The sequence below is a fragment of the Mesorhizobium sp. M0618 genome (assembly GCF_040320765.1).
GTDB lineage: Bacteria > Pseudomonadota > Alphaproteobacteria > Rhizobiales > Rhizobiaceae > Mesorhizobium.
This window is the reverse complement of record NZ_JAMYQH010000008.1, coordinates 108378-126606: the sequence shown is the minus strand read 5'-3', so window position 1 is coordinate 126606 and position 18229 is coordinate 108378. Positions and strand designations below refer to the sequence as shown.

Here is an 18229-nt window from a genome sequence, read left to right as displayed (position 1 = left end):
GCACGGATCACGAGTATAAACTCGGGCCAGTTTGAAGCCTGAGCAGGAAGGTCAGTTTTCAGATGAATCTGCGCATATCGGGAAAACACATGGACATCGGCGATGCGTTTCGGACACGCATCAATGATCGCGTCGGCGAAGCGATCGGCAAATATTTCGATCGCGGCTTTGCCGGACATGTCACGGTCATCAAATCGGGCTCGCGCTATTCGGCGGACTGCATGATCCGGCTGGATTCCGGCGCTTCGCTGCAGGCCACCGGCGATGCCCAGGATCCGACATTGGCCTTCGAGGCCGCGGCGGATCGTCTGGAAACCCGCCTGAGGCGCTACAAGCGCCGGCTGAAATCGCACAATTCGGGCGCCGCCAACGGCCAGCCGACCGACATAGCCTACACGGTGATGGCGCCGCTTGCCGATGACGACGAGGACATTCCGGAGAATTTCGCGCCGGCCATCGTCGCCGAATCAACCATGACGCTGAAGACCATGTCGGTGGCGTCGGCGGTCATCGAGCTCGACACCAAGGACAGCCCGGTCTTTGTCTTCCGCAATGCGGGAACCGACCATCTCAACATCGTCTATCGCCGACCCGATGGAAATATCGGCTGGATCGACCCGTCGACGACCAAGGTCGCGCAAGCGTGACGACAAAGGTCGCACGGACGTGACGACCACGGTCGCACTGGGATAAGAGCCGGCCGCACGAGGGGTGGGGACTGGTGACGGCAGGCGAACAAGGGATTTTCAAGCATGGATCTGAGCGATCTTATCAACGTTCCGGCGATACTGCCGGCGTTGAAGGCGAACTCCAAGAAGCAGCTGCTGCAATTGCTGTCCGAACGGGCAGCGGCGATTTCCGGCATTCCGGAGCGGGAGGTGTTCGACACCATCCTGCAGCGTGAGCGGCTGGGTTCGACCGGCGTCGGCAACGGCATCGCCATTCCGCACGGCAAGCTGGCCGGCGTGAAGCGCATCGCAGGTGTTTTCGCCCGGCTGGAGACGCCTGTCGATTTCGAATCGCTGGATGATCAGCCCGTCGATCTCGTGTTTCTGCTATTGGCGCCGGAAGGGGCGGGCGCCGACCACCTCAAGGCACTGTCGCGCATCGCGCGGGTGCTGCGCGATGCCGACACGGTGGCCAAGATCAGGGGTACGCGCGACGCCGCCGCTATCCACGCGCTTTTGTCGGACACCCAGGCTTCGCACGCGGCCTGAATTTCGAGAATGATATCGCCACAGGGCCGCCATGGGCGGCCCTTTTCCGTTTCAGCCGGAATCGCTGTCAGTGAATGGCGACGGTGGTCAGGTCGTTTTCCATGGCGCCGGCCAGAGCGCGGTCACGCGCATCGGAAAGCAGGATCGGCTGACCATTGGCGGCAAACAGCGCCCACAGTTCCATGCCGGGGGCGATTTCGCCGAGATTGGGGAAACGGCCGAGCAATTCGTCGCTCGAGACCTTTCTGAGATAAGCGACCGAGCCTTCGCCGAGATGAGCGAATTCGCCATTGGTCATGGTGATGTTTTCAGTTCTGGTCATTTCAAAGCCTCCTTGGCGCGAGGACGCCGCTCAAGGCCATCCCGCATGAGAGCCATTCAATTTGCTGCATCGTGCTTTCGAAAAATCGGTGCCGATTTTCCGGCCGATGCAGTGGTAACGATCAGTCTTTCACCGATATGTTTATTTTCCGTACCAGCCGTTCGGACTCCGGCCGATCGAGGTCGATCGACAAAAGACCGTTCTTCAACTCCGCCGCGATCACCCGCATGCCGTCGGCCAGCACGAAACAGCGCTGGAACTGGCGCGCGGCGATGCCGCGATGAAGAAATTCGCGCTCGGTGTCGTCGGTCTGACGGCCGCGCACGACCAGCTGGTTTTCCTCCGTGGTGACATCGAGATCGCTTTCGGCGAAACCGGCGACCGCCAATGTAATGCGCAACCTTTCGGTCTTGCCGTCGGCGCCGCTGAGGCGTTCGATGTTGTAGGGAGGGTAGCTGTCGCCGGATTTCGCCAAGCGTTCCAGGGTCTTTTCCATGGCGTCGAAACCAAGGAGAAGCGGGCTGGAAAAGGGCGTCATTCGGCTCATGTTACACTGTCCTCTCAAGAGCGACATAAAGTGGAAAAACCCAGATGGCATTTTTCCCGATGGCCTTGATATGGTCCGCCCCGCGACCAAGTTCAAGCCGTCAACAGACCCGCCCAAAAAGACCAGGCGTGGACTCACAGGAATGACCGACATGGCGCTTGAAACGGCGAGCAGATGCAAGGAGAAGCGCGCAGGTCGGGGATTGTCTTCCCCGGTCGAGCGGTTCGGCGTGGCAGCTCGCGGCCGCTTCGGCGTCATTTGGATGCTTCGATCGGATCGGTTCAAGCCCACGACCTCGCCAAACAAGGAATTGAAATGCCCCAGTCACGCAAGATCATCATCGACACGGATCCCGGTCAGGATGATGCCGTCGCCATATTGCTGGCGCTCGGCAGCTCCGAACTGGAGATCGTCGGCATATCAGCCGTTGCCGGAAACGTGCCGCTGAAGCTTACCGAAAAGAATGCCCGCAAGATCTGCGAGTTGGCTGGCCGTCCGGACATCAAGGTCTATGCCGGCGCCATCCGGCCCCTGATGCGCGAATTGGTCACCGCCGAGGAAGTGCATGGCAAGACCGGTCTCAACGGACCGCAACTGCCCGAACCGACGATGAAGCTGCAGGACCAGTACGCGGTCGATTTCATCGTCCAGACGCTGATGAGCGAAGAAAGCGGCACGATCACGCTTTGCGCGCTCGGCCCGCTCACCAACATTGCGCTGGCGCTGATCCGCGAGCCGCGCATCGCACCACGCATCAAGGAAATCGTGCTGATGGGCGGCGGCTTCTTCGAAGGCGGCAACGTCACCCCGACCGCCGAATTTAACATCTATGTCGATCCGCAGGCCGCCGATGTCGTGCTCAAATCCGGCATCCCGATCGTGATGATGCCGCTCGATGTCACCCATAAGGCGCTGACCACTGCCAAGCGCACGCAAACCTTCCGCGCGCTCGGCACCAAGGTCGGCACCGCCACCGCCGAGATGCTGGAGTTCTTCGAGCGCTTCGACGAGGAGAAATACGGCACCGACGGCGGCCCGCTGCACGACCCTTGCGTCATCGCCTATCTGTTGAAGCCGGACCTGTTCAAGGGCCGCACCTGCAACGTCAGCGTGGAAACCGCCTCGGAACTGACCATGGGGATGACCGTGATCGACTGGTGGGGCGTCACCAAGCGGCCGAAGAACGCCATGGTGATGCGCGACATCGACCATGATGGGTTTTTCGCGTTGCTGGTGGAGAGGCTGGGGCGGCTTTAAAAGCTTCCCTTCTCCCCGTTTAAGGGGAGAAGGTCCCGGCAGGGGGATGAGGGGCGGCACAAACGTTAATATTTTGTCTGCAGACCCGGCGTTGCCCCTCACCCGATCGCTTCGCGACCACGCTCTCCCCGTAAACGGGGCGAGGGAAGAGGCGCACCTTACTTCGCCTTTGAAAACGCCAACCACAGGCCGCCGCCGACCATGAAGCTGCCGCTGATCCTCGACAAAAGTTTTATGCGGCCGGCCGACAACAGGCGCCCGGCGCGGCCGGCGGCCAGCGCATAGGTCGAATCCGAGAAGGCGGCGAAGATCATGGCGGTCAGGCCCATGATGGCGATCTGCAGCGAGTAGTTGCCTTGCGGCGAAATGAACTGCGGAAAGAAGGCGCCGAAAAAAATCAGCGTCTTGGGATTGCTGAGCGCCACCAGCAAGCCCTGCAGGAAGAAGCCGCCGCGTGGCTTTCTCGCTGTTCCATCGGCATTCAGCGTGCCTTTGGAACGGAACATCTGCACACCCATCCAGATCAGATAGGCGGCGCCGATCAGCCTGACCCACTCGAACCAGTGGCCCATGCCTGCGATCAGCGTGTTGAGGCCGATGCCGACGATGGCGATCATCACGGCAAGCCCGGCCTGCGTGCCGGCGACATTGGCGAGGCCGGCGCGCGAGCCATGGCGAATGCTGTTGGCGATGATCAGCGTGACCGTCGGACCGGGCACCAGGATGATAACGATGCAAGCGAGGACATAGGCAGCGTAGAGTTCGAACGACATGATTTTTCCCCAGGAATACCGCCGAGGCGGCGCGGTTGAGGGTAATCAATGCATAGCAGCGCAGCCGGTGCAAGCCGCTACCTAGCGCCCTGCGACACGCCAGTCCGCCCGGTTCAGGCGCCGGCCTGCCAGGGCAGTGTAGCCTCATAGGCCGCCGCCGCCTTGAGTACGGCGAGGTCGCCGCGCGGCCGCCCGATCAGCTGCATGCCCATCGGCCGGCCCCGGTCGTCGAAGCCGACCGGCACGTTGACCGCCGGGCAGCCGCCTAGGGTCGCGAAGGCGGAAACCTGCATCCAGCGGTGGTAGCTGTCCATTGCGCGTCCGGCGACCTCACGGGGCCAATGCGTGCCTATGTCGAAGGGGAAGACCTGCGCCGTCGGCAGCGCAATCAGGTCATAGCGGTCGAAGAGCGACAGCAGCTTGCGATGCCAGGATGTGCGGGTCACGGAGGCGGCGCGGATCTGCGGCGCCGTCAGCCGCATTGCATTCTCCACTTCCCAGATGGCTTCCGGCTTGAGCAGGCCGCGTTTCGCAGGATCGTCATAGTGGGTTTTGAGCGCGCAGCCGCTGCTGGCTTGGCGCAGCGTGACGAAGGCCCGCCACAGCGCTTCGAAATCGAAATCCGGCAGCAGCGGCTCGGTCAGGAACGATGCCTTCGCAAAGCGGCCAAGTGCTGCCTCGCACAGGTCGAGAATGCCTGTTTCAACCGGCAGATGAACGCCGAGGTCACCGAGCCAGGCGATGCGGCCACCAGTTGCGGATATTCCAAGCCCTTCGAGGAACGAGCCAGGTTTCTCGTAGGACAATGGCGCGCGCGGATGATAACCGGCCTGCACATCGAGCAGCAGCGCCATGTCACGGACGTTGCGGCCCATCGGCCCATCGACGCCCATCTGCGCATGAAAGACGTCAAAATCGGGTCCGCCGGGAACAAGTCCTTGCGACGGGCGGAAGCCAAAAACATTGTTCCAGGCAGCCGGGTTGCGCAGCGAGCCGCCGAAGTCGCTGCCATCGGCGACGGGCACCATGTCGAGCGCCAGGGCCACCGCCGCGCCGCCGCTCGAGCCGCCGGCGGTCAGGGCCGGATCGAAGGCGTTCAGCGTCGGCCCGAACACGGCATTGTAGGTGTTGGAGCCAAGCCCGAATTCGGGGACGTTGGTCTTTCCGATGATGATGGCGCCGGCATTGCGGATACGCTCGACGAAGAAATCGTCTTCCTGCGGCACGAAATCGGCGAAGATCGGCGAGCCGAAGGAGGTCCTGAGGCCCGTGGTCGAGGCGAGATCCTTGATGGCGATGGGCAGGCCGAAGAGCGGCCCCGCCGCTTCGGCTCGCGACGGGCTGGCATCGGCCGCATCGGCTTCGCGCAGGATATCGGCGCGATCGCGCAAGGAGACGATGGCGTTGACCAGCGGATTGACCGCCTCGATGCGATCGAGGAATGCCGCCACCACCTCGCGCACGGAAAGCTCTCTCTCCCGGATCGCGCCGGCGAGTTCGACCGCGGACAGGCGGCAGATGTCGCTTGCCGGCGGCACGGCATGTTTCGTTTGAGGACGCAGCATTTTAACGGGTTTCCTGCAGCGCCTGATCGACGTCTTTGGCGAGCGGGATCGCCGGTTGGGCGCCAGGCTTCAGGCAGGCCAGCGAGCCGGCCGCGCCGGCGCGCGCCAGCGCCTGTTCGAGCGTCAGGCCTGACGACAGGCTGGCGGCGAAATAGCCGCAGAACGTATCGCCGGCGCCGACCGTGTCGACAGGCGTTATCTTGCGCGCAGGAACGGCCAGGTACTCGGTCGGTGTCGCCGCCATCACGCCGTCGCCGCCGAGTGTGACGACGACGGTGCGGCCGGTCTTTCCGGCAAAGTCGCGCATGCGGGCCGCCCGGTCGCGGCCTTGCAGCGACAGCGCTTCGCCATAGAGGTCGAACTCGGTTTCGTTGGCGACGACATAGTCGGCCTTGCCGAGAAAGCCGGCTGCTTGCCCCTGGAACGGCGCCGTGTTGAGCACGGTGATGGCGCCGGCCGCCCTTGCCTGGTCGAGGGCGGCATCGACGGTGGCCAGCGGAATCTCATTTTGCAGCAGCACGACGTCGCCTTTTTTCAGAAAGGCCTTGGAGAGATCGCCGGGCACCACGGAAGCGTTGGCGCCCGGCACCACGGCGATGATGTTCTCGCCGTCGTCGGCGACCATGATCAGTGCCGTCCCGGTCGAGGCGTGAGTCTCGGCAACGCCGGACAGGTCGACCTTGCCGTCGCGCAGCAATGCCAGTGCCTCGGTTGCGAAGCTGTCCCTGCCGACAGCGCCGACCATGCGCACCGAGGCGCCGGCGCGTGCGGCGGCCAGCGCCTGGTTGGCGCCCTTGCCCCCAGGTGCGGTGGTGAAGGCCGAGCCGCCTACCGTCTCGCCGGGGCTTGGCAAGCGGTCGACCTTGGCGATAAGGTCGAGGTTGATCGAACCGATGACGATAATCAAGCAAGGCCTCCTGGCAACGCAAATTCAAATGTCGGAGCATCCTTGTGCGTCCAAGCGAACCCAGGTCGTTCCGATTGCGCGGAAGCTAACCTGTAAGGCCGCGGCTTGCCAGACCACGCGCATGGTCCAGCCCGATTTGGGGTGTCGTGGCCTTATTCGCAGCGCACGGTGACCGTGCCCTGATAGTTGCCGGCGGGAAAGATACCGCTCGACCTGGTGGCGGTGAGGTCGACCTGCATCGTGTGGGTGCCGTTGGCAACCCTCTGCGGCACACTTCCGTTGACATCGGCCCCCGAGCCATCGAGGCGGAAGACCGAAGCGAAGGTCACGTTGGTGCCGCCGCCGCTCGGCGCGGACGAGAATGCGGCAGGCGCCGGCGCCGAAACCGAATAGCAGTCAAGCAAATTAAGTATCGAGCACAACAGGGAGCTTGCCACCACGGTGGCGCTGGCGCTCGATCCGCCTGCCTGTTTGGAGCCCAGTATGCTGATGGCGGGATTGGCCTTCATCGTTCCGGACGCCCCGACTATGATGGTGCAGGTGCCGATGATCGCCGCCTGCACCGGAAGGCAGGAACCGGCAAGTGCTGCCATCGCAAGCAGCGCGCGACTACTGCTTCTTCTTTTTCTTGCCATCACCACTTCCGGTCCTGATGCTCCAGCCTTCGTTGGCCCACCCCGGTGACGCGGCCGTGGAAGTGCTGGCAGCCACGCTCGCCGTCTGGCCGTCGGCGCCGAGGCCCATTTTGAGGAGCTTCAGTTCCAACTGCAGGCGCTCGACCTCAAGCTCATAGAGACGGCTGCAATCGACGCGCTTCGGCGTGCGCCCGATCGGGATCACCACCCGACCATAGGTGGCAACGCTGTTGTCCGACTGGCTGTTGCCTCTGATAACGCCGAGATCGACATAAGCGCCGGAACCGGAGACGGCGGAACGGCAAGTGGTACCGTCCGCGGCATGGACCTCGTCCTGGCCCTGGGGCAAGGTGACGCCGGGCAGGTTGAAGCCGCTCTCATTCTGGTTAAGGTTGTAGACGTCCTCGGCCCCGGCCGGCGACGCACCCGCCCAAGCAGCCGCGAGCGCCAGTGTCAGGACTTGCGGCGCCCAAAAAACTTTCCGCATATCTGTGCCCTTATCTGCGTCTGTTGATTGGGAAAGGGGATGCTTTCGGTGCAGATACGCACTTTACGCTCGGCGGCGCCGTCGAAAGGCACAACCACAAGGACAGACCGGGAGGCCTGCGAAGCCAGTTGGAAGACATCTGGAGAGATTCTGGCATCTACCGGCTGAAAATCCTGATCGTAGACATGGATTTCGACCCGGATCTTCCGGTCGTAGGGATTGGCGGGGAAGACGCGAACCGCGAAGACCTCGGTGAAGCTGTTGATCTCGCCACGCATCGGCGACATCGATTGGGCCTTGGCGGCAATGGGCGCCAATCCGACGGCCAATGCCGTCGCCAGGATTCGAACATGTTTCAACGACCCCCCTCCTTCGCTACGCGTCATTCGCAGCGCAGCGTTACCGTTGCCTGATAATTGCCGTTGGCGAAGCGATTGCTGCCGCCTTTGGTTCCGGCGAGGTGAACCGAGACGAGATCGGCGCCGGGTGTGGTGATGCTGGTTGCCGAGCCGGTCTCGACGATGGAATGCGCGCCGGCGGCGGAGTAGGTGGGCGTCCAGGTCGTCGACGTGCTGTCGGCGGATGGCACCGTCATGGTGGTGACCGGGTCGACACTCAGCGACACACCTCCGGTCGTCGTCAACGTCACGGTTCCAGCCGAGCCGCCGCTGTTGTGGGAACTGAGGGACTGGAGATCGGGACTGGCCGTCATCGTACCGTTGGTGGCAACGACAAGCGTGCAGGTGGGCGCGATCGTGCCATTGAAGATGACATTTTGCGTCGCGGCCAACGCGGCCTCGTCGATGCTGGCAACCAGCAGAGCTGCGCCGCAGGCGACGCGAAACAATGTCATCGGGACCTCCTATCAAGCCGGATCGTCCGGATTAATATGAGGGCATCATCACTTTATCGTGGTTAATTTAGAGTTACCTAAAATAATGGCTCAAAATAACTATTACAGGAACCGGAGGTTGCCCTCGGTTGCAAAGGTGAAAACCACAGTGGAAATCGCGCTTATACTTATTAACGCCGACATACCCATGGTTTTCCTCGTAATATCGAGAAAAATCGATATTACGATACCTGCCCGGCTTCCCAGCCCAGAATGGCGCGCTTGCGGGTCAGGCCCCAGTGATAGCCGGTGAGGTCGCCTGATTTACCGATGGCGCGGTGACAAGGCACCACGAAAGAGAGCGGATTGGCGCCGTTGGCCGCACCGACCGCACGGCTGGCGGACGGTGCGCCGATGCTGGCCGCAATCGAGGAATAGGTGCGGGCCTTACCCATCGGGATCTTGAGCAGCGCCTCCCAGACGCGAACCTGGAAGTCGGTGCCGATCATGACGACATGCAGCGGCTGGTCGGGGCGCCACAGCGCCGGGTCGAAGATACGGGCGGCATAGGGGCCGGTAGCAATCATGTCCTCGACATAAATGGCGTTCGGCCAGCGGCTGGACATGTCGGCGAAGGCGGCGCGTTCCTCGCCGGGGTCGCTGAAGGCGAGGCCGGCGAGTCCGCGCTCGGTGGCCATGATCAGGGCGGTGCCGAACGGCGAGGAATGGAAGCCGTAGCGGATGATGAGCCCGGCGCCGCGTGTCTTGTAGTCGCCCGGCGACATCGCCTCATGCGTGACGAACAGGTCATGCAGCCGGCCCGGGCCGGACATGCCCAGTTCAAACGAGGTCTCGAGCAGCGGCATGCCGGAATCGAGCAGCCTGCGCGCATGGTCCAGTGTCACCGCCTGCAGGAAGGCCTTGGGCGACAGGCCGGCCCAGCGGGTGAAGAGTTTTTGCAAGCCGGTTGGCGTCTCGCCGACCTCCTCGGCCAGTTCTTCAAGGGAAGGCTGATCACGATAGTCGAGACTGATCTTCTCGATGGCACGGCGCACGATTTCGTAGTCGCTGCCTTCAGGCGTGATGTCCTTTTTGAGGACCGCGGTGTGTGTGCTCATGGAACTGTCTCCTTGAGCCGGAATATCGCCCCTCGGGGCGTCGATCGCCACCCGAAACTTGCTTTCTTGCGGCGCATACCCAGATGGACACAGGATTCGAGCCCTGGAGTCGCTCGTGGCTGGCTCAGCGTGCCTTGGCGGTCGCCAGCGCCCGCGAAAAGGCGGTGGCAAAACTCTCGCGGGAATCGGGGTCCAGGAAGGATCCGATCGGCACGTTCTGCCCTTGGCCTTCCACCGTCATCCCTGTGATGCCGATCTCGGCGTGACGGGCCACCGAAAACCGCGCCCAGAACGGATTGAAGCGATGCGCTTCCGATTTCCCCGAGGGGGCTGTCTTGCGGATGTCGAGGCTGGTGCGCGAGACCGAGACTTCTTCGCGGGCACGAGCGGCACGATAGTTGATGCGAAAGGCGATGTAGACGGCGGCCACGTCGAGGCCGAAGAAGCCGAACACCGGCCAGGCGCCGCGCGACAGGAAAAACGCGCCTGTCACAAGCCAGCCGAACAGCAGCGCACCGATCAGGACGAAGAATCCTGTCCGGCCCAGAGACCGGTGCGGGGTGAGTAGCGCCTGAAAGAATGGCTCGTCGGCCTGAAACGAGGCGTTTGTGTCGCTCATGAGGGGATATTATAGGAGGGAAATGGCAAGCCCCAAGTCCAAAGATTCTTCCCTGTCCAAAAAAGAGCTGTTGCCCGCACGAAGCGATGGGTCGGACGCCAAGCCGCGTCCGCGGCCGGTGCGAAGCGCGTCACGCTACAGCCCGGCCGAAGTGAACGAGATATTCCGGCGCTTTTCCGTCCAGCGGCCCGAGCCGAAGGGCGAGCTCGAACATGTCAACGCCTTCACGCTGCTGGTCGCGGTGGTGCTGTCGGCGCAAGCGACGGATGCCGGCGTCAACAAGGCGACGCGGGCGCTGTTCAAGGCCGCCGATACGCCGCACAAGATGCTGGCGCTGGGGGAGGCAAGGGTCGGCGAATATATCCGCACCATCGGGCTGTGGCGCAACAAGGCGAAGAATGTGATTGCGCTGTCGCAGGCGCTGATCCGCGACCATGGCGGCGAGGTACCCGACAGTCGCGATGAATTGGTCAAGCTGCCCGGGGTCGGGCGCAAGACCGCCAATGTCGTGCTCAACATGGCCTTCGGCCAGCACACGATGGCGGTCGACACGCACATTCTCCGCATCGGCAACCGGCTCGGATTGGCGCCTGGCAAGACGCCGGAACAGGTCGAGCAAGGATTGTTGAAGATCATTCCGGATGAATATATGCGCCATGCACATCATTGGCTGATCCTGCATGGCCGCTACGTCTGCAAGGCGCGCAAGCCAGATTGCCCGGCCTGCGTCATCGCCGACATCTGCAAGGCCGAGGTCAAGACGACCGATGTGCCAGCACCGCTGGTGCCGATCGCACCGCTCGATCCTGTCGAAGAGATCCAGGACCGAAGCGGAACGACGACGTAGTTCAACTCTCCTCCACAAACACCTCTTCGCGCTTTTTCTTGACCGCCGGCAGGAAGACGATGACGAGCACGGCCAGCGCGATGAGGAGCAGGCCGGCACTGATCGGTCTGGTCACGAAGGTGCTTGGGTCGCCGCGCGAGAGGATCATGGCGCGGCGCAGGTTTTCCTCGAGCAGCGGGCCGAGCACGAAGCCGAGCAGCAGCGGTGCCGGTTCGCAGCGCAGCTTGGTCAGGAGATAGCCGAGAAAGCCGAAGAAGGCGACGGCGTAGAGGTCGTAGACGTTGCTGTTGACGCTGTAGACGCCGATCGAGCAGAACGCCATGATGATCGGGAAAAGCACGTAATAGGGGATCGTCAGCAGCTTCACCCAAAGCCCGATCAGCGGCAGGTTGAGGATGATCAGCATCAGATTGCCGATCCACATCGAGGCGATGATGCCCCAGAACAGCGCCGGCTGTTCGGTCGCGACATTGGGGCCGGGTACGATGCCCTGGATGATCATGGCGCCGATCATCAGCGCCATGACGGGGTTGGCCGGAATGCCGAGCGTCAGCATCGGGATGAAGGAGGTCTGCGCACCGGCATTGTTGGCCGATTCCGGTCCGGCGACGCCTTCGATGGCGCCCTTGCCGAACTCCTGCGGGTTTTTCGAGACGCGTTTTTCGACCGTGTAGGACGCAAAAGCTGCCAGGATCGCGCCGCCTCCCGGCAGGATGCCGAGCGCCGAACCGATGATTGTTCCGCGCACGATGGGCGCTGCCATGCGCCGAAAGTCCTCGCGGGTCGGCATAAGGCCGGTGACCTTGCGGATCATCACGGAACGCTCATCCTCGTTTTCGAGGTTGCGCAGGATCTCGGCGACGCCAAAGACGCCGACCGCCACCGCAACGAAATTCAATCCGTCGGCATATTCCCGGATTCCAAGCGTGAAGCGCGGCGTGCCGGTGTAGATGTCGGTGCCGACAATGCCGAGCAGCAGGCCGAGCACGACCATGGCCAGCGCCTTGACGATAGAGCCGTGGGCGAGCGCGACGGACGAAACCAAGCCGACGATCATCAGCGAAAAATACTCGGCCGCGCCGAATTTCAGCGCGATCGCCGTCAGCGGCGGGGCAAAGATGGCGACGAGGAACGTCGACACCGTGCCGGCAAAGAACGAGCCGATGGCCGCGATCGCGAGGGCCGCTCCGGCGCGGCCGTTCCTGGCCATCTGGTAGCCGTCGATCGCGGTGACGGCGGACGAGGATTCGCCCGGCATGTTGATGAGAATGGCGGTGGTCGAGCCGCCATATTGGGCACCGTAATAGATGCCGGCGAGCATGATGAGGGAGGAAACCGGGTCGCCGATCTGGAAGGTGATCGGCAAAAGCATGGCGATGGTCGCGGTGGCGCCGATGCCGGGCAGGACGCCGATCAGCGTGCCGAGAAGGACGCCGATCAGGCAGAAACCGAGGTTGGTCAGCGACGTCGCCGTCGAAAAACCGAGCGCGAGGTTGTCGAGCAGATCCATGCTCATCGCCTCACGACACCAACCATGGGGCCAGCCACGGGCCGAAGCGGCGGAACGGCAGGCCGAGCGCGTAGCTGAAGACGAGGTACGCAAACAATGTCAGGCCGGCCGACAGCACGAGCGCGGTCAACGGCTTCATGCGGCGGCTGGCAAACGACGCGATCAACGCCGTCAGGAAGATCGACGGGATGAAGCCGAGGCCGCGCACCGTCAGGCCGAAGAAGATCGGAGCAGGCAGGATGAGCAGCATGCCGCGCCACGCGATATGCCCGATCGCTTCGCCCCCGACGCGTACGGCCTGGACGAGAATGACGGCGCCAAGCAGGATCAGCACGATCGCCAGGACCAGCGGAAAATAGCCTGGACCCATGCGCAACGCGGTGCCGATTTCGAGGCCGAGCGATTGCAGCGCGAACCATGCGCCGAAACCGATGAACAGGGCGGCGCACAGGCCGTTGGCCCTGTCGATCGCGAAAGGTTTCATGATGGTTCTCCCAAGCCCGCAGTGGGTAGCGGATGCCAAGCGAATAGGGGCGCTGGTGGCGCCCCTATTCAAACCTCAGTCGGCGTACTGGCCGGCGGCTTCGATGATCGGCTTCCAGCGCGCGATCTCGCTTTCCAGCTTGGCCTTCAGTGCGGCCGGCGTCGCATCGGCCTCGGGCGACGGCTTGGTGCCGAGTTCGGCGAAGCGGGCGACGACGTTCTGGTCCTTCAGCGCGACCTGCAGCGATTTCGACAGGCGTTCGGTGATCCCGGCCGGCGTGCCCTTGGGTGCATAGAGACCGTGCCAGATGCCGACCTGCACTTCGGGAAGGCCGCCTTCCACCGTCGTGGGCACGTCTTTCAGCACATCGAGGCGCTCCGGCGAGGTGACGGCATAGGCCTTGATGGTGCCGCCCTGAATCTGCTTGGTGGTGTTGGTCGTCTGGTCGCACATGATGTCGACCTGGCCGCCGAGGAGATCGGTCATGGCCGGGCCGGTGCCCTTGTAGGGTACGGTGACCAGCGGCGTCTTGATGGCGCTCATGAACAGCATGCCGCATAGATGCGAGGCCGCACCGATGCCTGCATTGGCGACGGTTATGGAATCCTTGTTGGCCTTGGCGTACTCCACCAACCCCTTGAGGTCGGTCGGCTCCAGGTCCTTGCGGCCGACGATGGTCATCGGCACCTCGGTGACGAGGCCGACATATTCGAAGGCGTTCAGCGTGTCGTAGGCGAGCTTTCTGTACAGTGTCGCACTTGTCGCCATGCCGATATGATGGAGCAGCAGCGTATAGCCGTCAGGCTCGGCGTTGGCGACGCGGCCGGCACCCAGCGTGCCGCCGGCACCGCCGACATTTTCGACGATGACCTGCTGGCCGAGATCCTTCGACATCGCTTCGGCGACGAGGCGCGTGACCGTGTCGGTCGGGCCGCCGGCCGCAAACGGCACCACAACGGTGATGGTGCGTTCGGGATAGGTCTGCGCGCCGGCAGTGAACCCATAAAGCGTGACGGCCGCGGCAGCAGCCAAAGCGGCGACAAATCTTCTCATCGTGATCTCCTCCCAGTGTATCAATCTCCAACCGCTGCGGGGTCCCTCTCAGCACCGCCTGCGGATGAAGCAACAACTAGCGCAAGCTAGCAGATTGCAACCGGAGGCAAACGGCAAACTGCTGATCGGCCCTATCCTAGTAGCCGTAGCCGCGCGCCATCGCCGCCGCGAAGACCGGGATGAGCAGGAAGATGAAAGCTTCGGCTCGGATGTAGGTCTTCACGGATGCAAGCTCGGTCGCCGGCACCTGGAACGAGGCATTGCCGCTCGCCTGCCTGTTCCAGGATATGAAGCGGACGGTCGGGATGATCGACAGCAGGCCGGCCACGATGAACGCCGCTATCTTGGCCCAGAACACCCAGTTATAGACGTAGAATTCCCAGCCCTTGAGGCCATAGAAGACGCGGCCGATGCCGACGACGATGATCAGCGTGGCAATGATGCCGTAATGGCGGTCGATGCCGGCGAGCCTCTTGAGCGTCGCAGCACCCAGATCGCTGCGGATCAGGACGAATTCGGCGCCGATAATCCCCGCCAGCGAAAACACCAGCAGATGATGGAAGATCGCAAGCACAAGATCGGTGGTGTCCATGCTCTTTCCCCGGGTTTGACGGCGCCAATGCGCGCCTGAAAAAGGTCGCGCTGGCAGGTGTTGAATCAGCCTGCCGTGAAAAATAACACCGTCTCACAAAATTCCCATAGCGGCGCCTGGATGATGGGCCGTGTTGCCCTGGCCCCTTGCGCCGCACCGCCGATTTGCTAAGCGCTGGCGATCGTGCGAGGCAGATCCCATGAACAATCCACAAGCGACCAGCGCCCCTGTCATCGAAACGAAGCGCACCATCCTGCGGGCACACCGGCTGGACGATTTCGACGCCTATGCCGCGATGTGGACCGATCCAGTGGTCACCCGTTTCATCGGGGGCAAGCCGCGCACGCGCGAAGAGAGCTGGATGCGCTTCCTGCGTCACGCCGGCCTGTGGTCGCTGCTCGGCTATGGCTTCTGGGCGATCGAGGAGAAGGCGACCGGGCGCTTCATCGGCGAGGCCGGGTTTCACGATCTGAAGCGCGACATGGAACCATCGATCGAAGGCATTCCCGAGGCCGGGTGGGCGCTGGTTCCGGCCGTGCACGGGGCGGGCTTCGCCACCGAGGTGGTTGCCCGCGTCCTGGCGTGGGGCGAAGTGATTTTCGGGCGCGAGAAGACCGTCTGCATCATCGATCCGGAAAACGGCGCTTCGCTGAGGGTGGCTGCCAAGTGCGGTTACCGGGAAGTGGTGAAGACCACCTATCATGACACTCCGACCATCCTGCTGGCGCGGTGACCTGAGCGGCGAGGCTGCCCGCTGCCGGCGCCGGCATGATGGCGCCTGTCGCCAGCAATGATGACGAGGCGGGCCCCGCCAAGAACCGCCGTGTGGTTCTGGTCAAATTGACCTGAGCGAGCCTTCCAACCGGGACGCATTCTACGGCATGGCGTCCGCTGCCAGGCTTGCCCGCTCCAGCATGGAGGCGTCCTCGCCGAAGGCGCGGGTGGCGCGGGCCGCCGCCTCGAGCAGCGGACGCTTCATGCGCTGCAGAAATGCCGCGTCGACGCGCGTGCTGGGCCCAGCCAGGGTCAAGGCGCCGAGCAGGACGCCTCCCGGGCCGAACACCGGCGCCGACACGCCCCCCGTATCGGGATCGCGGTCGCCGACGGCGAGACAGTTGCAGGTCTTGCGGATGGTCTCGTAGGGGTCGCCCTGCTGGCCCGAAAACGCTGCGAGCACGCGGCCGCCCGAGCCGAGCAGCAAAGGCAATACGTCGCCTTCGCGTATCGTGTAGCGGATCGGGTGCTTGGATTCGACGCGGTAGAGACAGGTGCGGACATCGCCCGAGCGAACATAGAAGGCAACGCTCTCCCAGCTTCGCTCGGAAAGATCGCGCATGATCGGCAGCAGGATATCGACCGCCACGACCGAACGCTGGTAGAGCGCACCGAGCCGAAAGGTCGCGGGTCCGACGCGGTAGCGCCCATTGTCGAGGCGCTCGAGCAATCGTCCGCGCAAAAGGGAATTCGCAAGCCGCAGGATGGTGCTCTTGTAGAGGCCGGTGCGCGCCGCGATTTCGGCCAGGCTGAGCGACCGGTCATCCGTGGTGAAGGCATCGAGGATGGCAATGGCCCGATCAAGCGCGGCAACACCGTCCGCCGAGGTGCGATCTATTTCCCCATTTGCCGATTTGCTTGGCGAGTCCATGGCGGTTCCAGTTTGAAGAAAGCCGAGCACGCGACTCTGTCGCGCCGCCAAATCGTTCTGTCCAGTAGAATATCGTTTCCGTTGACAGAACTCCGTAACATCTGCTTGAAATCGATGACGGGTCTGGATGCAGGCGCGTTTTGGCGGGCACCGGAGGAGGTGTCGTGATTTGGAGGAATCCCCATGCTGAACAGACGCAGATTTTTGATGAGCACCGCAGCCGTGGGTGCCGGGCTGATGACGTCGCATCTTTCTCCCGCTTTCGCCGAAGGCGCGCCCCAGATACAGCTCTTCGTGCCTGCCGCACCCGGTGGTGGCTGGGACCAGACGGCGCGCACGATCGACCAGGTGCTGCGCAGTGAAAAGCTCATCTCGGGTTCGCAGATCACCAATGTCGGCGGCGCCGGCGGCACTGTCGGGCTGCCGCAATTCATCAGCCAGTGGAACGGCAAAGGCAATTCCCTGATGGTTGCCGGCATGGTCATGGTTGGCGCCATCATTGCCAACAAGGCCGCGAACAATCTGACGCAAGTCACCCCGATCGCCCGCCTCACCGGCGAGTTCGAGGCCTTGGTCGTGCCGGCGGAATCGCCGTTCAAGACGGCCGCTGATTTCGTCGCCGCGCTCAAGGCCGATCCGACAAAAGTTCCCGTCGCCGGCGGCTCCGCCGGCGGTTCGGATCACATCCTGTTCGGCTTGATTGCCAAGACGGTCGGCGTGCCGGCTACAAACCTGTCCTACGTGCCGTTCGCCGGCGGCGGTGAGGCATTGTCGGCGCTGCTCGGCAACCAGGTCGCGGCCGGCATCTCCGGCTTTGGCGAGTTCTCCGAGCAGGTCAAGGCGGGCGCGCTGCGGCTGCTCGCCATCTCGGCAGACAAGCGCCAGGACGGCATCGATGCGCCGACGCTGAAGGAGGCCGGCATCGATGTCGAGCTGTTCAACTGGCGCGGCGTCTTCGCACCGCCGGGCATTTCCGACGCCGACAAGGCGGCGATGGTCACAATGATCGAGACCATGGCCAAGAGCGATGCATGGGCAACCGAGTGCAAAAACCGCAACTGGACGCCCATCCTTTTGACTGGCGACGACTACGCAAAATTCCTCACCGAGGACACGGCCCGCATCACCGCGATCCTCAAGGATCTCGGCCTCGCCTGATGTCTTCAGGGGGCGGTTAGAGTGCCGCCCCCTTCCCATCTCGCCTGCCGCATGGACATATGATGCGGCGAAACTGCGGATGCGGTCGGCTGGAGGATGCCGGCCACCTTGGGAGGACACCGATGAGCACCAGCGACCCTCAGGCGGCGCCCCCGCGCCTTGCCATGCCCGAATTGTTGATCGGCGTCGGGCTTCTCGCCTGCGCCGGGGCCGTAGCCTGGCAGACCTTGGCGATCCCGGTGTCGCCGCTCTATTCCAAGGTCGGGCCGACCGTCTTTCCCTATATCACCATGACCGGCATGATCGCGCTTTCGCTGCTGCTCATCCTCGCAGCGCTGCGCGGCGGCTGGCAGCCGGAGGAAGAAAAGGAAACGCCGACCGACTGGAAGGCGATGGGCATCGTCGTTATCGGGCTGGTGGCAAACCTGGTGCTGATCCAGCCGCTCGGCTTTACCGCCGCCTCGGTCATTATGTTCGTTCTGGTCTGCTACGGCTTCGGCAGCAAGCGCACACTGCGTGACGCAGTGCTCGGCCTGATCCTGGCGCTGGCCGCCTATTTCGGCTTCGCCAGGGCGCTTGGCGTCAACATCGGTGCCGGTTTCATCGAGAACCAGCTGAACACGGTCATCGATGCGTTCATCACCGTGTTGAGGGGCTGACG

The 18229-nt window shown here is 63.2% G+C and carries 23 protein-coding genes; 7 read left to right on the top strand and 16 right to left on the bottom strand.

Features of this window, described 5'->3' with window-relative positions:
• Window positions 1-62: 62 nt before the first annotated feature.
• Window positions 63-647 carry a ribosome hibernation-promoting factor, HPF/YfiA family gene (gene hpf / locus NKJ04_RS11385; protein ID WP_013529588.1) on the top strand — a complete coding sequence of 195 codons (585 nt, stop codon included), beginning with the start codon at window positions 63-65 and terminating at the stop codon, window positions 645-647.
• Between the two features lie 105 nt (window positions 648-752).
• Entirely contained in the window at window positions 753-1217 is a 465-nt protein-coding gene (ptsN, locus tag NKJ04_RS11380; protein ID WP_013529589.1) for a PTS IIA-like nitrogen regulatory protein PtsN, read from the top strand.
• A gap of 67 nt (window positions 1218-1284) precedes the next feature.
• Here ptsN and NKJ04_RS11375 read toward each other — a convergent pair whose 3' ends face one another.
• Window positions 1285-1539 (bottom strand): BQ00720 family protein, encoded by a 255-nt coding sequence (locus NKJ04_RS11375; protein ID WP_023760740.1) that lies wholly within the window; start codon window positions 1537-1539, stop codon window positions 1285-1287.
• A 121-nt stretch (window positions 1540-1660) separates the two neighbouring features.
• Window positions 1661-2086, bottom strand: a complete 426-nt coding sequence (locus tag NKJ04_RS11370; RefSeq protein ID WP_023760739.1) for an Hsp20 family protein — start codon at window positions 2084-2086, stop codon at window positions 1661-1663.
• A 315-nt stretch (window positions 2087-2401) separates the two neighbouring features.
• Between NKJ04_RS11370 and NKJ04_RS11365 the strand changes: the two genes are divergently transcribed.
• On the top strand, window positions 2402-3343 hold the full coding sequence (locus NKJ04_RS11365) for a nucleoside hydrolase (RefSeq protein WP_352674934.1): 942 nt from the start codon (window positions 2402-2404) through the stop codon (window positions 3341-3343).
• Between the two features lie 158 nt (window positions 3344-3501).
• Here NKJ04_RS11365 and NKJ04_RS11360 read toward each other — a convergent pair whose 3' ends face one another.
• The 9 genes from NKJ04_RS11360 to NKJ04_RS11320 form a co-directional block, all read right to left on the bottom strand.
• On the bottom strand, window positions 3502-4116 hold the full coding sequence (locus NKJ04_RS11360) for a LysE family translocator (protein ID WP_352554956.1): 615 nt from the start codon (window positions 4114-4116) through the stop codon (window positions 3502-3504).
• Window positions 4117-4229: 113 nt separating this feature from the next.
• Entirely contained in the window at window positions 4230-5681 is a 1452-nt protein-coding gene (locus tag NKJ04_RS11355) for an amidase (protein ID WP_352554955.1), read from the bottom strand.
• Window position 5682: 1 nt separating this feature from the next.
• On the bottom strand, window positions 5683-6588 hold the full coding sequence (locus tag NKJ04_RS11350; RefSeq protein ID WP_352554954.1) for a ribokinase: 906 nt from the start codon (window positions 6586-6588) through the stop codon (window positions 5683-5685).
• 152 nt (window positions 6589-6740) lie between these two features.
• Window positions 6741-7223: a hypothetical protein gene (locus tag NKJ04_RS11345; protein WP_352674932.1), complete on the bottom strand. Its 483-nt coding sequence runs from the start codon at window positions 7221-7223 to the stop codon at window positions 6741-6743.
• The gene (locus NKJ04_RS11340) at window positions 7198-7710 is read right to left on the bottom strand and encodes a hypothetical protein (protein ID WP_023812544.1); all 513 of its coding nucleotides are present in this window, start codon (window positions 7708-7710) and stop codon (window positions 7198-7200) included. The genes NKJ04_RS11345 and NKJ04_RS11340 overlap by 26 nt, the downstream gene beginning before the upstream one ends.
• A complete protein-coding gene (locus tag NKJ04_RS11335) occupies window positions 7677-8069 on the bottom strand; it encodes a hypothetical protein (protein ID WP_127296373.1) in 393 nt (130 codons plus the stop codon). The genes NKJ04_RS11340 and NKJ04_RS11335 overlap by 34 nt, the downstream gene beginning before the upstream one ends.
• A 23-nt stretch (window positions 8070-8092) precedes the next feature.
• Window positions 8093-8563, bottom strand: a complete 471-nt coding sequence (locus tag NKJ04_RS11330) for a hypothetical protein (RefSeq protein ID WP_127296372.1) — start codon at window positions 8561-8563, stop codon at window positions 8093-8095.
• Between the two features lie 221 nt (window positions 8564-8784).
• Window positions 8785-9660 carry a methylated-DNA--[protein]-cysteine S-methyltransferase gene (locus NKJ04_RS11325; protein WP_023812547.1) on the bottom strand — a complete coding sequence of 292 codons (876 nt, stop codon included), beginning with the start codon at window positions 9658-9660 and terminating at the stop codon, window positions 8785-8787.
• Between the two features lie 124 nt (window positions 9661-9784).
• Entirely contained in the window at window positions 9785-10279 is a 495-nt protein-coding gene (locus NKJ04_RS11320; RefSeq protein ID WP_023812548.1) for a DUF2244 domain-containing protein, read from the bottom strand.
• Between the two features lie 22 nt (window positions 10280-10301).
• On the opposite strand from NKJ04_RS11320, the gene nth reads away from it, so the two are divergent.
• Window positions 10302-11126, top strand: coding sequence for an endonuclease III (gene nth / locus NKJ04_RS11315; protein ID WP_352674927.1), 825 nt, complete (start codon window positions 10302-10304; stop codon window positions 11124-11126).
• 1 nt (window position 11127) lies between these two features.
• Here nth and NKJ04_RS11310 read toward each other — a convergent pair whose 3' ends face one another.
• From NKJ04_RS11310 to NKJ04_RS11295, 4 genes are all read right to left on the bottom strand, one after another.
• Window positions 11128-12636 (bottom strand): tripartite tricarboxylate transporter permease, encoded by a 1509-nt coding sequence (locus tag NKJ04_RS11310; protein ID WP_023812550.1) that lies wholly within the window; start codon window positions 12634-12636, stop codon window positions 11128-11130.
• A 10-nt stretch (window positions 12637-12646) separates the two neighbouring features.
• Entirely contained in the window at window positions 12647-13120 is a 474-nt protein-coding gene (locus NKJ04_RS11305) for a tripartite tricarboxylate transporter TctB family protein (RefSeq protein WP_027037698.1), read from the bottom strand.
• A 75-nt stretch (window positions 13121-13195) separates the two neighbouring features.
• Window positions 13196-14173, bottom strand: a complete 978-nt coding sequence (locus NKJ04_RS11300) for a tripartite tricarboxylate transporter substrate-binding protein (protein WP_352554950.1) — start codon at window positions 14171-14173, stop codon at window positions 13196-13198.
• A gap of 136 nt (window positions 14174-14309) precedes the next feature.
• On the bottom strand, window positions 14310-14765 hold the full coding sequence (locus tag NKJ04_RS11295) for a DUF2214 family protein (RefSeq protein ID WP_352554949.1): 456 nt from the start codon (window positions 14763-14765) through the stop codon (window positions 14310-14312).
• A gap of 199 nt (window positions 14766-14964) precedes the next feature.
• Between NKJ04_RS11295 and NKJ04_RS11290 the strand changes: the two genes are divergently transcribed.
• Window positions 14965-15498, top strand: a complete 534-nt coding sequence (locus NKJ04_RS11290) for a GNAT family N-acetyltransferase (RefSeq protein ID WP_352440876.1) — start codon at window positions 14965-14967, stop codon at window positions 15496-15498.
• 141 nt (window positions 15499-15639) lie between these two features.
• On the opposite strand, the gene NKJ04_RS11285 is transcribed toward NKJ04_RS11290, so the two are convergent.
• The gene (locus NKJ04_RS11285) at window positions 15640-16410 is read right to left on the bottom strand and encodes an IclR family transcriptional regulator (RefSeq protein ID WP_352554948.1); all 771 of its coding nucleotides are present in this window, start codon (window positions 16408-16410) and stop codon (window positions 15640-15642) included.
• 183 nt (window positions 16411-16593) lie between these two features.
• Here NKJ04_RS11285 and NKJ04_RS11280 point away from each other — a divergent pair, with 183 nt between their 5' ends.
• Together NKJ04_RS11280 and NKJ04_RS11275 are read left to right on the top strand one after the other, a co-directional pair.
• Window positions 16594-17568, top strand: coding sequence for a Bug family tripartite tricarboxylate transporter substrate binding protein (locus NKJ04_RS11280; RefSeq protein WP_128303197.1), 975 nt, complete (start codon window positions 16594-16596; stop codon window positions 17566-17568).
• 122 nt (window positions 17569-17690) lie between these two features.
• Window positions 17691-18227 (top strand): tripartite tricarboxylate transporter TctB family protein, encoded by a 537-nt coding sequence (locus NKJ04_RS11275; protein WP_352674923.1) that lies wholly within the window; start codon window positions 17691-17693, stop codon window positions 18225-18227.
• Window positions 18228-18229: the final 2 nt, after the last annotated feature.